General features: G+C 62.0%; 24 protein-coding genes. 20 read left to right on the top strand and 4 right to left on the bottom strand.

What is annotated here, in order from left to right; genetic code table 11:
• Positions 1-3 precede the first annotated feature (3 nt).
• From rpmC to rplQ, 20 genes are all read left to right on the top strand, one after another.
• A complete protein-coding gene (gene rpmC, locus WDZ97_RS11990; RefSeq protein WP_019919624.1) occupies positions 4-198 on the top strand; it encodes a 50S ribosomal protein L29 in 195 nt (64 codons plus the stop codon).
• Positions 195-464, top strand: coding sequence for a 30S ribosomal protein S17 (rpsQ, locus tag WDZ97_RS11985; RefSeq protein ID WP_018228087.1), 270 nt, complete (start codon positions 195-197; stop codon positions 462-464). Before rpmC ends, rpsQ begins: the two co-directional genes overlap by 4 nt.
• Positions 465-619: 155 nt before the next feature.
• Positions 620-988 (top strand): 50S ribosomal protein L14, encoded by a 369-nt coding sequence (rplN, locus tag WDZ97_RS11980; protein ID WP_008061731.1) that lies wholly within the window; start codon positions 620-622, stop codon positions 986-988.
• Between the two features lie 19 nt (positions 989-1007).
• Positions 1008-1325: a 50S ribosomal protein L24 gene (rplX, locus tag WDZ97_RS11975; protein ID WP_019919623.1), complete on the top strand. Its 318-nt coding sequence runs from the start codon at positions 1008-1010 to the stop codon at positions 1323-1325.
• A gap of 9 nt (positions 1326-1334) precedes the next feature.
• Complete coding sequence (gene rplE, locus WDZ97_RS11970; RefSeq protein ID WP_019919622.1) at positions 1335-1874, top strand: 50S ribosomal protein L5; 540 nt, start codon at positions 1335-1337, stop codon at positions 1872-1874.
• Between the two features lie 7 nt (positions 1875-1881).
• Positions 1882-2187 carry a 30S ribosomal protein S14 gene (rpsN, locus tag WDZ97_RS11965; RefSeq protein ID WP_019919621.1) on the top strand — a complete coding sequence of 102 codons (306 nt, stop codon included), beginning with the start codon at positions 1882-1884 and terminating at the stop codon, positions 2185-2187.
• Positions 2188-2199: 12 nt separating this feature from the next.
• Positions 2200-2595, top strand: a complete 396-nt coding sequence (rpsH, locus tag WDZ97_RS11960) for a 30S ribosomal protein S8 (RefSeq protein ID WP_019919620.1) — start codon at positions 2200-2202, stop codon at positions 2593-2595.
• A 10-nt stretch (positions 2596-2605) separates the two neighbouring features.
• On the top strand, positions 2606-3139 hold the full coding sequence (gene rplF / locus WDZ97_RS11955) for a 50S ribosomal protein L6 (protein WP_304001126.1): 534 nt from the start codon (positions 2606-2608) through the stop codon (positions 3137-3139).
• Between the two features lie 11 nt (positions 3140-3150).
• The gene (gene rplR, locus WDZ97_RS11950; protein ID WP_019919618.1) at positions 3151-3504 is read left to right on the top strand and encodes a 50S ribosomal protein L18; all 354 of its coding nucleotides are present in this window, start codon (positions 3151-3153) and stop codon (positions 3502-3504) included.
• A 20-nt stretch (positions 3505-3524) separates the two neighbouring features.
• Positions 3525-4049, top strand: coding sequence for a 30S ribosomal protein S5 (rpsE, locus tag WDZ97_RS11945; RefSeq protein ID WP_304001125.1), 525 nt, complete (start codon positions 3525-3527; stop codon positions 4047-4049).
• Positions 4050-4057: 8 nt separating this feature from the next.
• The gene (rpmD, locus tag WDZ97_RS11940) at positions 4058-4240 is read left to right on the top strand and encodes a 50S ribosomal protein L30 (protein ID WP_425762881.1); all 183 of its coding nucleotides are present in this window, start codon (positions 4058-4060) and stop codon (positions 4238-4240) included.
• A complete protein-coding gene (gene rplO / locus WDZ97_RS11935) occupies positions 4241-4675 on the top strand; it encodes a 50S ribosomal protein L15 (protein ID WP_019919616.1) in 435 nt (144 codons plus the stop codon). It begins immediately after the preceding gene.
• A 3-nt stretch (positions 4676-4678) separates the two neighbouring features.
• Positions 4679-6004, top strand: coding sequence for a preprotein translocase subunit SecY (secY, locus tag WDZ97_RS11930; RefSeq protein WP_019919615.1), 1326 nt, complete (start codon positions 4679-4681; stop codon positions 6002-6004).
• Positions 6005-6010: 6 nt separating this feature from the next.
• Complete coding sequence (gene infA / locus WDZ97_RS11925; RefSeq protein WP_008061745.1) at positions 6011-6229, top strand: translation initiation factor IF-1; 219 nt, start codon at positions 6011-6013, stop codon at positions 6227-6229.
• Between the two features lie 32 nt (positions 6230-6261).
• Positions 6262-6375, top strand: a complete 114-nt coding sequence (gene rpmJ, locus WDZ97_RS11920; RefSeq protein ID WP_081627205.1) for a 50S ribosomal protein L36 — start codon at positions 6262-6264, stop codon at positions 6373-6375.
• A 54-nt stretch (positions 6376-6429) separates the two neighbouring features.
• Positions 6430-6795, top strand: a complete 366-nt coding sequence (rpsM, locus tag WDZ97_RS11915; protein WP_019919614.1) for a 30S ribosomal protein S13 — start codon at positions 6430-6432, stop codon at positions 6793-6795.
• A gap of 16 nt (positions 6796-6811) precedes the next feature.
• Positions 6812-7201, top strand: a complete 390-nt coding sequence (gene rpsK, locus WDZ97_RS11910) for a 30S ribosomal protein S11 (RefSeq protein WP_008061749.1) — start codon at positions 6812-6814, stop codon at positions 7199-7201.
• Positions 7202-7214: 13 nt separating this feature from the next.
• Positions 7215-7844, top strand: a complete 630-nt coding sequence (rpsD, locus tag WDZ97_RS11905) for a 30S ribosomal protein S4 (protein WP_019919613.1) — start codon at positions 7215-7217, stop codon at positions 7842-7844.
• Between the two features lie 42 nt (positions 7845-7886).
• Entirely contained in the window at positions 7887-8864 is a 978-nt protein-coding gene (locus tag WDZ97_RS11900; RefSeq protein WP_024300631.1) for a DNA-directed RNA polymerase subunit alpha, read from the top strand.
• Positions 8865-8950: 86 nt separating this feature from the next.
• Positions 8951-9343, top strand: coding sequence for a 50S ribosomal protein L17 (gene rplQ / locus WDZ97_RS11895; protein WP_020647632.1), 393 nt, complete (start codon positions 8951-8953; stop codon positions 9341-9343).
• A gap of 107 nt (positions 9344-9450) precedes the next feature.
• On the opposite strand, the gene cobA is transcribed toward rplQ, so the two are convergent.
• From cobA to WDZ97_RS11875, 4 genes are read right to left on the bottom strand one after another with little or no spacing between them, the layout of a single operon-like run.
• A complete protein-coding gene (cobA, locus tag WDZ97_RS11890) occupies positions 9451-10254 on the bottom strand; it encodes a uroporphyrinogen-III C-methyltransferase (protein ID WP_425762880.1) in 804 nt (267 codons plus the stop codon).
• Positions 10238-10966 (bottom strand): phosphoadenylyl-sulfate reductase, encoded by a 729-nt coding sequence (locus WDZ97_RS11885; RefSeq protein WP_304001122.1) that lies wholly within the window; start codon positions 10964-10966, stop codon positions 10238-10240. Before WDZ97_RS11885 ends, cobA begins: the two co-directional genes overlap by 17 nt.
• Entirely contained in the window at positions 10963-11577 is a 615-nt protein-coding gene (locus tag WDZ97_RS11880; RefSeq protein ID WP_425762879.1) for a DUF934 domain-containing protein, read from the bottom strand. The genes WDZ97_RS11885 and WDZ97_RS11880 overlap by 4 nt, the downstream gene beginning before the upstream one ends.
• The gene (locus tag WDZ97_RS11875) at positions 11570-13252 is read right to left on the bottom strand and encodes a nitrite/sulfite reductase (protein WP_425762878.1); all 1683 of its coding nucleotides are present in this window, start codon (positions 13250-13252) and stop codon (positions 11570-11572) included. The genes WDZ97_RS11880 and WDZ97_RS11875 overlap by 8 nt, the downstream gene beginning before the upstream one ends.

Below are 13252 nucleotides of genomic sequence, written 5' to 3'. Positions count from 1 at the left end.
GCGATGAAAGCCAAGGATCTGCGGACGAAAGATGCCGCTGAATTGAACAAGGAGTTGATGGATCTCCTGAAGGCGCAGTTTTCGATGCGCATGCAGAAGGCCACTCAACAGCTGACCAACACCAGCGAACTTAAGAACGTGCGCCGCGATATCGCGCGCGTTCGTACCCTGCTGCAACAGAAAGCGAGTACGAAATGAGCGAGACCAATCAAAAGGTTCATCGCACGCTGGTCGGCCGAGTGGTCAGCGACAAGATGGACAAGACCGTGACCGTTCTGGTGGAGCGTCGTGTGAAGCACCCGCTCTACGGCAAGGTGATTATGCGGTCGAAGAAGTATCACGCGCACGTCGAAGGCCTCGAAGCGCACGAAGGCGATCTGGTTCAGATCGAAGAGTGCCGCCCGATCAGCCGTACGAAGGCGTGGAAGGTTACGCAGGTTGTAGAACAGGCTCGCGTGATCTGAAGATGTATTTCAGGGAGGGGCTTGTGTAGTCCCTCCCTGCGTGCTATTGTGGCGCGCTTTGCTTCGCCGAGCCTCAAAGTTTTGTTGGGCTCGTCCTACACCCTGACGGGTCCAAGACTGACCGCTCTCAGAGCGGGATAAGTTGGAGATAACAAATGATCCAGATGCAATCCATGCTGAACGTGGCCGACAACACCGGCGCGCGCTCGGTCATGTGTATCAAGGTGCTGGGTGGTTCCAAGCGCCGTTACGCCGGTATTGGCGATGTGATCAAGGTCAGCATCAAGGATGCTGCGCCCCGCGGTCGCGTCAAGAAGGGCGAGGTCTATAACGCGGTGGTTGTTCGCACTGCGAAGGGTGTGCGTCGTCCGGACGGTTCGCTCGTGAAGTTCGACGGCAATGCCGCAGTGCTTCTGAACAACAAGCTCGAGCCGATCGGTACCCGCATTTTCGGGCCGGTCACGCGTGAGCTGCGCGGCGAGCGTTTCATGAAGATCGTTTCGCTGGCGCCGGAAGTTCTCTGAGGCCAGGCTGGAGAGTCAGATGGAAAAGATTCGCAAGGGCGATGAAGTGGTGGTGCTGACGGGTAAGGATCGCGGTCGCCGCGGTACCGTGCTGCGTCGCGTTGATGAGCGCTCGGTTCTGGTTGAGGGCGTAAACCGCGTGAAGAAGCATCAGCGGCCGAACCCGATGAAGGGTCAGCAGGGCGGCATCGTCGAGAAGGAAATGCCGATCGACATTTCGAATGTTGCGCTGTTCAACCCGGCCACCAGCAAGGGTGATCGTGTGGGCATCAAGACGCTTGAAGACGGTACGAAGGTCCGTTTCTTCAAGTCGAATGGCGAGTTGGTCAAGGCTTAAGGAACGACAATGGCGCGCTTGCAAGATTTTTACAAGGCAACCGTTGTGGGCGATTTGACGGCTCGCTTCGGTTACAAGTCGGTGATGGAAGTTCCGCGCATCACCAAGATCACGCTGAACATGGGTGTCGGCGAAGCGGTGGGTGACAAGAAGGTTCTTGAACACGCCGTGGGCGACATGGTCAAGATCGCTGGTCAGAAGCCGGTCGTCACCAAGGCCCGTAAGGCCATCGCGGGTTTCAAGATCCGTGAGGGTTATCCGATCGGCTGCATGGTGACGCTGCGCGGTCCCCGCATGTTCGAATTCCTGGATCGTCTGATCACCGTGGCGATGCCGCGCGTGCGTGACTTTCGTGGTGTGTCCGGCAAGGGTTTCGACGGCCGTGGCAACTACAACATCGGCATCAAGGAACAGATCATTTTCCCGGAAATCGAGTACGACAAGGTCGACAAGGTCCGTGGAATGAACATCAGCATCACGACGACCGCCAAGACCGACGAGGAAGCCAAGGCTCTGCTCGCCGCGTTCAAGTTCCCGTTCAAGAATTGAGGTTGCCATGGCCAAGTTGGCATTGAAAAACCGTGAAGAGAAGCGTGAGAAGTTGGTCGCGAAGTTTGCTGCCAAGCGCGCTGCGCTCGAGGCTGTCATCGCTGACATGTCCGCGTCCGACGAAGATCGTGCTTCCGCTCGCCTGAAGCTGCAAGCGCTGCCGCGCAATTCCAGCCCGACGCGTCTTCGCAATCGTTGCGAGCAAACCGGGCGTCCGCGCGGTGTGTTCCGCAAATTCGGTCTTTGCCGCAACAAGTTGCGTGAAGCGGCCTTCCGCGGCGAAGTGCCCGGCATGGTCAAGGCTAGTTGGTAACAGGGGTACAAGATGAGCATGAGTGATCCGATTGCGGACATGCTGACCCGCATCCGCAATGCACAAATGGCACAGAAGGGCTCTGTTGTCATGCCGTCCTCGAAACTCAAGGTGGCGATCGCCGGGGTGCTGCAGTCCGAAGGTTATATCGACGGTTTCAGCGTGCGCACCGATGGTGGCAAGGCTGAGCTGGAACTGGTCCTGAAGTATTACTCGGGCCGCCCCGTCATCGAGCGCATCGAGCGCGTCAGTCGTCCTGGTCTTCGCGTTTACCGCGGCATGGACGATCTGCCTCGCGTGATGAACGGTCTGGGTGTGGCCATCGTTTCGACGCCCCGTGGCGTCATGACCGATCGCAAGGCCCGCGCCGAGAAGGTCGGCGGCGAAGTGCTGTGCATCGTGGCTTGAGGACGAAGACATGTCACGTATTGCAAAGAATCCAGTTGTTGTACCGAAGGGTGTCGACGTTGCCCTGAGCAACGGCGAGCTGTCGGTCAAGGGTCCGCTCGGCCAGATCCGCCGCGTGATCAACCCGGCTGTTTCGGTCACTGTCGATGGCGGCGAGATCCGTTTCGGTCAGATCGAAGGCGCCGAGAATACCAAGGCGCTTTCCGGGACCATGCGCGCGCTGGTCGCGAACATGGTTCAGGGTGTCACCCAGGGTTTCGAGCGCAAGCTGCTGCTGGTCGGCGTGGGCTACAAGGCGCAGGCGCAAGGCGACAAGCTGAACCTGTCGCTTGGTTTCTCGCACCCGGTCGTTCATCAGATGCCCGAAGGCATCAAAGTGGAAACGCCGGCGCCGACGGAAATCCGCATCAAGGGTGTCGACAAGCAACTCGTTGGTCAGGTCGCCGCTGAAGTCCGCGCGTATCGCCAGCCCGAGCCGTACAAGGGTAAGGGCGTTCGCTACGCGGACGAAGTGGTGGTGATCAAAGAGACCAAGAAGAAGTAAGGGTGACGAACATGGACAAGAACATTTCCCGTCTGCGCCGCTCCCGCCAGACCCGTGCGCGCATCGCCCAACTGAAGGCCGTTCGTCTGTCGGTTCACCGCAGCAACAGCCACATCTACGCGCAGGTCTATTCCGGTTGCGGCACCCGCGTGCTCGCGGCTGCGTCGACCATCGAAGAGTCGGTGCGCAAGGAAGTGAGCAACGGCGGCAACGTGAAGGCGGCCACGCTGGTCGGCAAGCTGATTGCCGAGCGCGCTCGCGCGCAAGGTATCGAGCAGGTGGCATTCGATCGTGGTGGTTTCAAGTACCACGGCCGTATCAAGGCGCTCGCTGAGGCCGCCCGCGAAGGCGGTCTCAAGTTCTAACTGATCAGGCGACTCAAGCGATGGCTAAACCGCAACGCAAGCAAAACCAGGCCCAGGAAGAACGCGACGACGGCCTGCGTGAAAAAATGGTGTCGATCAACCGTGTCACCAAAGTGGTGAAGGGTGGTCGTATTCTCGGTTTCGCGGCTCTGACCGTGGTCGGTGACGGCGACGGCGGAATCGGCATGGGCAAGGGCAAGGCGCGTGAAGTGCCGGTGGCCGTGCAGAAGGCGATGGAAGAGGCGCGTCGCAAGATGGTTCGTGTGAGCCTTCGCGATGGCAGCTTCCATCATCCGATCGTCGGCCACCATGGCGCGTCGACCGTGCTGATCCAGCCGGCCGCAGCCGGTACCGGCATCATCGCCGGTGGTCCGATGCGCGCCGTGTTCGAAGTGATGGGCGTGACGGACGTCGTCGCCAAGTCGCTCGGCTCGTCGAATCCTTACAACCTCGTGCGCGCCACGCTTAACGGCCTGCTGCGCATGAGCACGCCGTCGGAGATTGCCGCCAAGCGCGGCAAGACCGTGGCGGACATTCTCGGCTGAGGTCTGTGATGGCTGATAAAACTCTGAAGGTCACTCTGGTGAAGAGCCTGATCGGTCGCAAGCAGGATCACCGCGCCACGGTGCGCGGCCTGGGTCTGCGCCGTCTGCATCACACCGTCGTCCTTGAGGACACGCCGGCAGTCCGCGGCATGGTCACCAAGGTGTCTTACCTGCTGAAGGTCGAGGCTTAAATGGAACTGAATGACATCAAGCCCGGCGAGGGCTCGAAGCACGCGCGCCGTCGCGTCGGTCGCGGCATGGGCAGTGGCCTGGGCAAGACCTGCGGCCGCGGCCACAAGGGTCAGAAGTCGCGTTCGGGCGGCTGGAAGAGCGTCGGTTTCGAAGGCGGCCAGATGCCGCTGCAGCGCCGTCTGCCGAAGCGTGGCTTCACGTCGCTGACGCGTGCCCGCAACGAGGAAGTCAATCTTTCGTCGCTGTCGCGTCTGCCGGTCGAGGACGTTGATCTGCTGGTGCTCAAGCAGTTTGGCCTCGTGTCTCGCGACGCGCTGTCTGCCAAGGTGGTTCTGTCGGGCGAGATCACCCGCCGCGTCGTGCTCAAGGGCATCGGTGCGACCAAGGGTGCGCGCGCGGCGATCGAAGCCGCTGGCGGCCAGGTCGGAGAGTAAGCGTTGGTTACTGCCGCCCAGCAGCCCGGCCGTAGCGCCAAGTTCGGTGATCTGTGGCGTCGCCTGTGGTTCCTCGCAGGCGCGCTGCTGGTCTATCGCCTCGGTGCGCACATTCCGGTCCCGGGTATCGATCCTGCTCGTCTCGCGGAACTTTTCCAGGGGCAGCAGGGCGGCATCCTCGGCGTATTCAACCTGTTCTCCGGCGGTGCGTTGTCGCGTTTCACGATCTTCGCGCTGGGGATCATGCCGTACATCTCGGCGTCGATCATCATGCAGCTGCTCACCGTCGCAGTGCCGTCTCTTGAGGCGCTGAAGAAGGAAGGTGAGGCGGGCCGTCGCAAGATCACGCAGTACACGCGTTACGGCACGCTGGCGCTCGCGCTGTTCCAGGCCTTCGGTATTTCCGTTGCGCTTGAGTCGCAGCAGGGACTGGTGCTCGATCCGGGAATGATGTTCCGCTTCGTGACGATCTCGACTCTGATCACCGGGACAATGTTCCTGATGTGGTTGGGCGAACAGATCACCGAACGCGGCATTGGCAACGGTATCTCGATCATCATCTTTGCGGGTATCGCTGCAGGGCTTCCGGGTTCCATCGGCGGACTTCTCGAGCTTGTGAATACCGGTGCGATGCACGAGCTGACGGCGCTGTTCATCGTTGCGCTGGTGTTTGCTGTGACTGCAGTGGTGGTTTTCGTAGAACGTGGTCAGCGCAAGATCCTGGTCAACTACGCGAAGCGTCAGGTCGGTAACAAGGTGTATGGCGGACAGAGTTCGCACCTGCCGTTGAAGCTGAACATGGCCGGTGTCATTCCGCCGATTTTCGCGTCGTCGATCATCCTTTTCCCGGCGACGCTGGCCGGCTGGTTCGCAACGACGGACAGCACACGCTGGCTGAAGGATCTGGCCGCCACGTTGTCGCCCGGTCAGCCGATCTACGTGTTGCTGTATGCGACGGCAATCGTTTTCTTCTGCTTCTTCTATACGGCGCTGGTTTTCAACGCCAAGGAGACTGCGGACAACCTGAAGAAGAGCGGTGCCTTCGTTCCGGGCATCCGTCCGGGCGAACAGACGGCGCGCTATATCGACAAGATCCTGACGCGTCTCACCCTGGTCGGTGCGGTGTACATCACGCTGGTCTGTCTGTTGCCTGAGTTCCTGATCCTGAAGTGGAATGTTCCGTTCTACTTCGGCGGCACATCGTTGCTGATCATCGTTGTAGTGACGATGGATTTCATGGCCCAGGTGCAGGCGTACGTGATGTCTCATCAGTACGAGAGCCTTCTGAAGAAGGCGAATTTCCGCGGGGCTGGGTTCCCGACGCGTTAGGTAGCTATGTCCAAGGAAGATGTCATTGAAATGCAGGGTGAAGTTGTTGAAACCCTGCCGAATGCGACGTTTCGCGTGAAGCTCGAAAACGGACACGTGGTTCTCGGGCACATATCCGGAAAGATGCGGATGCACTACATCCGCATTCTGCCCGGTGACAAGGTAACGGTGCAGCTCACGCCTTATGACCTGAGCAAAGGTCGCATCGTGTTTCGCGCCAAGTAGGTCCGGCGTTTGGTTCCAGTTGGAGAAATGGGATGAAAGTCCAAGCATCTGTAAAGCGCGTCTGCCGCAAGTGCAAGGTGATCCGTCGCCACGGTGTCGTCCGCATCATTTGTGCTGATCCGCGTCACAAGCAGCGTCAAGGTTGACGTTAGCTAGTGGTCTTTGATAACATTTAAGGTTTCGCTTTTCGGGGTGACTGCATGGCCCGTATCGCCGGCGTTAACATTCCTAACCACCAGCACACCGAGATCGCTCTGACGGCGATTTTCGGGGTTGGTCGTTCCCGCTCACAAAAGATTTGCGACGCTGCCGGCATTGCCCGCACGACGAAGATCAAGGACCTCTCGGAGGCCGAAATGGATCGGCTGCGGGAAGAGGTCGGCAAGTTCACCATCGAGGGTGACCTGCGCCGTGAAGTGACGATGAACATCAAGCGCCTGATGGATCTGGGCTGCTATCGCGGTGTTCGTCATCGTCGTGGCCTGCCGCTGCGTGGTCAGCGCACCCGCACGAATGCCCGCACCCGCAAGGGTCCGCGCAAGTCGATCGCTGGCGCCAAGAAATAAGCAATAGGACACGATCATGGTCAAGAGTGCTGCAAAAGTCCGGAAGAAGGTCAAGAAGAACGTCGCGGAAGGCATCGCGCACATTCACGCTTCCTTCAACAACACCATCATCACGATCACCGACCGTCAGGGCAACGCCCTGTCGTGGGCAACGTCGGGCGGCGCCGGCTTCAAGGGTTCGCGCAAGAGCACGCCGTTTGCAGCACAGGTGGCCGCAGAGGCCGCTGGCAAGGTCGCTGTCGAATGCGGTGTGAAGAACCTGGAAGTCCGCATCAAGGGTCCCGGCCCGGGTCGCGAGTCGGCCGTTCGTGCGCTGAATGCGCTCGGCATCAAGATTTCGTCGATCACCGACATCACGCCGATCCCGCACAACGGTTGCCGTCCGCCCAAGCGTCGGCGCATCTAAGAGGAATTAGAGAATGGCTCGTAATCTCGACGCGAAGTGCCGTCAATGCCGTCGTGAAGGCGAAAAGCTCTTCCTGAAGGGCGAAAAGTGCTTCACCGACAAGTGCGCCATCGAGCGCCGCTCGTATGCCCCGGGGCAGCACGGACAAAAGTCCGGCCAGCGTCTGTCCGGTTTCGGTCAGCAGCTGCGTGAAAAGCAGAAGATCCGTCGCATCTACGGCGTGCTCGAGCGTCAGTTCCGCCGCGTGTATGCCGAGGCTGAACGCCGCAAGGGTCAGACCGGCGAGAACATGCTGCAACTGCTGGAAAGCCGCCTGGATACGGTTGCTTACCGCATGGGTTTTGGCGCTTCGCGTGCCGAGTCGCGTCAGGTCGTGCGTCACAACGGCGTGCTGGTCAACGGCAAGCGCGTCAACATCCCGTCGTACGAAGTGCGTCCGGGTGATGTGGTCGAGCTGACCGAACGTGCCAAGGGCCATCTGCGCTCGAAGGGCGCGCTCGAAGCCCAGGCTTCGCGCGGTTTCCCCGAGTGGCTGGACGTCGATTCCAAGGCTGCACGCGGCGTGTTCAAGTCGCTGCCGGCCCGTACCGACCTGCCCTCGACGATCAACGAAAGTCTGGTCGTCGAACTGTACTCCCGCTGATCGCTGGTGCGATCAGCCTGCTGACGTCACTGAGGACTGCAGATGCAAAGCAATGCTCTCTTGAAACCGCGAATCATTGACGTACAAAATCTTTCCCCGGCTCACGCACGCGTTGTGATGGAGCCGTTCGAACGCGGGTTCGGGCACACGCTGGGCAACGCGCTCCGTCGCATTCTCCTGTCGTCGATGCCCGGCTACGCGCCGACCGAAGTGCAGATCGAAGGCGTTCTGCACGAGTACTCGACGCTGGACGGCGTGCGTGAAGATGTGGTCGACATCCTGCTGAATCTGAAGGGTGTCGTGCTGAAGCTGCACAACCGGTCCGAGGCTTACCTGCGCCTGTCGCGTAACGGCGAAGGCGTCGTGACGGCTGGCGATATCGAAGTCACGCACGATGTCGAGATTGTCAACCCGGAACACGTGATCGCTCACGTTGCGCCGGGTGGCAAGCTGGATCTCCAGTTCAAGATCGAACAGGGCCGTGGTTACGTGCCGGGTACCGTTCGTCAGAGCTCTTCGGAGAACAAGGCGATCGGTCACATCGTTCTCGATGCGAGCTTCAGCCCGGTTCGCCGCGTGAGCTATTCGGTTGAGTCGGCGCGCGTCGAACAGCGTACCGACCTCGATCGTCTGGTGATGGATGTCGAAACCAACGGTGCTGTCGAGCCGGAAGAGGCGGTGCGCTACGCTGCCCGCGTGCTGGTTGATCAGCTGTCGGTGTTCGCCGAGCTGGAAGGTACGGCGCCGGCCGTCGAGCAGCGCAAGCCGGCGGTGATCGATCCGATCCTGCTGCGCCCGGTCGATGACCTGGAGCTGACGGTGCGTTCGGCCAACTGTTTGAAGGCCGAGAACATCTATTACATCGGCGATCTGATCCAGCGTACCGAGAACGAGCTGCTGAAGACCCCGAACCTGGGTCGCAAGTCGCTGAACGAAATCAAGGAAGTGCTTGCCTCGCGTGGTCTCACGCTGGGCATGAAGCTCGAGAACTGGCCGCCCGCCGGCCTCGATCGGGCATAACACCGTACCGGCGCACCGCGCCGGATACAAGATGAACCGGCCACCTGCCTGACCCGCGGTGGCCGCATAATTTATACGGAGTCACCATGCGTCATCGTAACGGTCTCAGAAAGCTTAACCGCACCAGCTCGCATCGCGAAGCGATGTTCCGCAACATGGCCGTGTCGCTGCTGCGCCACGAGGCCATCAAGACCACGGTTCCGAAGGCCAAGGAACTGCGCCGCGTCGTCGAGCCGCTGATCAACCTCGGCAAGACGCCGAACCTGTCGAACCGCCGCCTCGCCTTCTCGCGTCTGCGTGACCGCGAAGTCGTGTGCAAGATCTTCGACGTGCTCGGCCCCCGCTATGCTAACCGCAATGGCGGTTACCTGAGCATCCTTAAGATGGGCTTCCGCGTCGGCGACAATGCGCCGATGGCATTCGTCCAGCTGATGGATCGCCCGGACGAGAGTGCGGAGCCGGTTGAAGTCGCCGAGTAAGCGAGTTCCATCGGTATCAAACGAAAAGCCCCGCGATGCGGGGCTTTTTGTTTGGGCGTCGTTCGCACACTGTCGCGTAGTGGAGTGTGCGTGATGGAGTCGCGGCGTCAGGCCGCGCTGGCGCTGTCGTCCTGCCAGAGGGGCGTGTGCTGCTGCAGGACTTCATGGAATACGTCACCGAGCATCACGAGCACCGGCCCCTCGGGTGTTCCCGCGGTGCCCAGCAAGGCGCCGATCGGTTGTTCCGACAGCCCCTGCAGCGTCGTGAAGCCCTCGCGCGATGCCGGGTGACTCGCGTTCTCGACCAGCGCTACCGGAGTAGACGGGTCGCGCCCGTAGCTCATCAGTTCGCGTGCAATCGCCATCGATTCGTGCGCGGCCATGTAAAGCGCCAGCGTCGGTGTGTCGGCATTGGCGCGCAGCGCCTGAGAGGGATGTTCGCCCTCGCCGGCACGCGGCGTCAGCAGCGCAACGCTGCGTGCGATGCCCCGACGCGTCAGTGATACGCGGAGTTGCGCGCTGGCGGCGCTGGCCGCTGTGATGCCCGGAACAACCTCGTACTCGATACCCGCTGCGGCCAGCGCATCCATCTCTTCCTGAGCGCGACCGAACAGCATCGGATCGCCGCCCTTGAGACGCACTACCCGGGCATGCGTGCGCGCGGCGTGGATGAGCTTCTGGTTGATGAAGCGCTGAGCGGCGGACTGCTTGCCGCAGCGCTTGCCGACAGCAATGTGCTTGGCCTGAGGTGCGAGCGACAGCACGTCGTCGCCGATCAGCGCGTCGTGCAGCACGACCTCGGCTTCGGCGAGCAGCCGGACCGCGCGCACGGTCAGCAGGTCTACTGCGCCCGGACCGGCGCCGACCAGCCAGACCTTGCCAGAAGAGCGGTGTTCAGCCGGCCTTGACATGGAGACCGCACTCCTTGCTTTCCGGGTTCTCCCACCACCAGCGTCCGGCGCGGATGTCCTCGCCCGGCGAGATCGCGCGGGTACAGGGCTGGCAGCCGATGCTCGGGAAGAAGCGCTCGTGCAGTTCGTTGTACGGGACTTCGTGCGTATGGATGTAGACCCACACCTCGCGCTCGGTCCAGTCGGACAGCGGATTGAACTTCTCGATACCGTGACCTTCGTCGAATTCGCGCGTTGGGAGTGCGCTCCGCGTCGCCGATTGCTGGGCCCGCATGCCGGTGATCCAGGCCTTCTTGCCGGCCAGCGCCCGCTTCAGCGGCTCGACCTTGCGCATCGCACAGCAGGCCTTGCGCAGGTCCACCGAGTTGTAGAAGGCGTTGATGCCGTGCTTGCGCACGTACTCTTCAACCGCCTCGTGACGCGGAAAGAAGGTGACCGGGCGCGCACCGTAGTGCTGTTCCGCCTTCGCCATCAGGTCGTAGGTCTCGGGCGGCAGGCGGCCGGTGTCCAGCGTGAAGATCTCGATCTCGAGTGCGTTGCGCTGGATCAGGTCGGTCAGCACCATGTCTTCCGCGCCCATGCTGCTGGCGAAGCCGATGGGCTGGAACTCGGCGGCGGCCTGCCTCAGCAGTTCGGTCGCCGCCGCGGTCTTCTGCGCCACCGTCGCGCGCATCGCGTCGGTGATGTTCGGATGGATCAGCGGGTTCTTCATGCGATCGCCTTCTGCCCAATGCGCCGACGGAACACTGGCGTGATGCCGTCGGTGGAGGTCTGGTAGGGCGTGGTGAAGTCGTTCAGCGCAGCAATGCAGCGCTCCGGCTTCTGGTCGGCGCGCAGCAGATAGGCGTCGAAGCCGGTGCGGCGGAAGAAGAACATCTGGTCGCGCAGCACGTCGCCCAGCGCGCGCAATTCGTTGCGGTAGCCGTAACGGGTGCGCAGGATGAAGGCGATCGAAAAGCCGCGGCCGTCGATGAACTTGGGGAAGTTCACGCCGATCAACGGCAGCCGGTTCAGATCGCCGCCGAGGCTTTCCGCCAGTTCGGCCGGTTCCTCGTGACTGTCCAGCCAGACCGCGATCTCGCCCGCGGCAACGCGTGCCGCAAGCTCTTCACGACGGCGCAGCCACACGGTCAGCGGGATCATTACCTTGCCGGCCGGCACTGCACAGGCGGCGACCACGTCCTCGGGTGCGGCCGGTTCACCGGTCAGCTTGAACATGACCACCTTGCCGGCGGCCTTGCGCACCGGTTCGGTCGACTCCGGCAGTTTCACCCAGGTCCATTCGTTCTCTGCGAGCGCGTTGCCGCGGATCAGGTCAGCCATGGGCCACCTCGGCTTTCTTTGCGGTTTCGCCGTACACGCGGGCCTTGAACGGCGCGACGCCGAGCCGGCGTACGGTGTCGAGGAAGCGCTCTTCCGGCGTGCGCGCCTCGACATAGGTTTCGATGAGCTTCTTGATCACGCCCGGCACTTCGTCCGCTGCGAACGACGGGCCGATCACGTCGCCGAGCGACGTGGTGTTGCCCTGGGCGCCGCCGATCGACACCTGGTACCACTCGGAACCGGCCTTATCGACGCCGAGAATGCCGATATGGCCGACGTGATGGTGACCACAGGAATTCATGCAGCCGGAAATGTTCAGCTCCAGGTCGCCAATGTCGTACAGGTAGTCCAGATCGTCGAACTCGGCCTGGATCGCCTGCGCGATCGGGATGGACTTGGCATTCGCCAGCGAGCAGAAGTCGCCGCCCGGGCAGCAGATCATGTCGGTCAGCAGCCCGATATTGGGCGTCGCCAGTCCGTGCGCGCGCGCGCCCTGCCACAGGTCGTAAAGGTCGGCCAGCGCTACGTCGGCGAGCACCAGGTTCTGTTCGTGCGTCACGCGCAGTTCGCCGAAGCTGTAGCGGTCGGCCAGATCGGCGACGGCTTCCATCTGTTCCGACGTGATGTCGCCCGGTGCGACGCCGTGCGGCTTCAGCGACAGCGTGACCGAGCGGTAGCCCGGACGCTTGTGCGCACGCACGCAGCGTGAGACCCAGCGGGCGAAGGCGCGGTCTTCGGCGAGGTGCGCATCGAAGGACGCATCGCGCGCGGGGCGGGCGGGAGCGTCCGGATCCGAGAAGGCGGCGCGGGCCAGATCGAGTTCGGCTTCGGTGACGGTGGCGATGCCGTCGCGCTCCAGCTGCCATTCCTCATTGACCTGACGCGCGAACTCCTCGGCGCCGATCGCCTTGACCAGGATCTTGATGCGCGCCTTGTAGGCGTTGTCGCGGCGGCCGTACCGGTTGTAGACGCGCAGCACGGCGTCGAGATAGGTCGGCAGGTGCGGCCAGGGCAGGGCGTCGTGAATGACGCTGCCCAGTATCGGGGTGCGACCCATGCCGCCGCCGACGATGACGCGTACCAGCACTTCGCCCTTGTCGTCGCGGTAAAGCTGAAGGCCGACGTCGTGCGCATAGGTCACCGCACGGTCTTCAAGCGTGCCGCTGACGGCGATCTTGAACTTGCGTGGCAGGAAGGCGAACTCCGGATGGAAGGTCGACCACTGGCGCAGCACTTCGCAGTACGGACGCGGATCGACGATCTCGTCGGGGGCCACGCCGGCGAAGGGGTCCGTCGTGATGTTGCGGATGCAGTTGCCCGAGGTCTGGATGGCGTGCATTTCCACCGTCGCCAGTTCGGCCAGGATGTCAGCGGTGTCCTCCAGCTTCGGCCAGTTCAGCTGCATGTTCTGGCGCGTCGTGAAGTGACCGTAGCCGCGGTCGTAGCGGCGGGCAATGTCGGCCAGCTTGCGCAACTGCACACTGGACAGCATGCCGTAGGGTACGGCGATGCGCAGCATCGGCGCATGGCGCTGGATGTAGAGGCCGTTCTGCAGACGCAGCGGGCGGAATTCGTCTTCCGACAGTTCGCCGGCCAGATTGCGCTGCAACTGGTCGCGATACTGGGCGACGCGCTCGATCACCAGCGCGCGGTCGTAATCGTCGTAGCGATACAT

Origin of the sequence: Methyloversatilis sp. MC4-4 (assembly GCF_049843555.1) — a bacterium.
GTDB classification, from domain to species: Bacteria; Pseudomonadota; Gammaproteobacteria; order Burkholderiales; family Rhodocyclaceae; genus Methyloversatilis; species Methyloversatilis discipulorum_B.
This window is presented reverse-complemented; position numbering and strand designations above follow the sequence as displayed.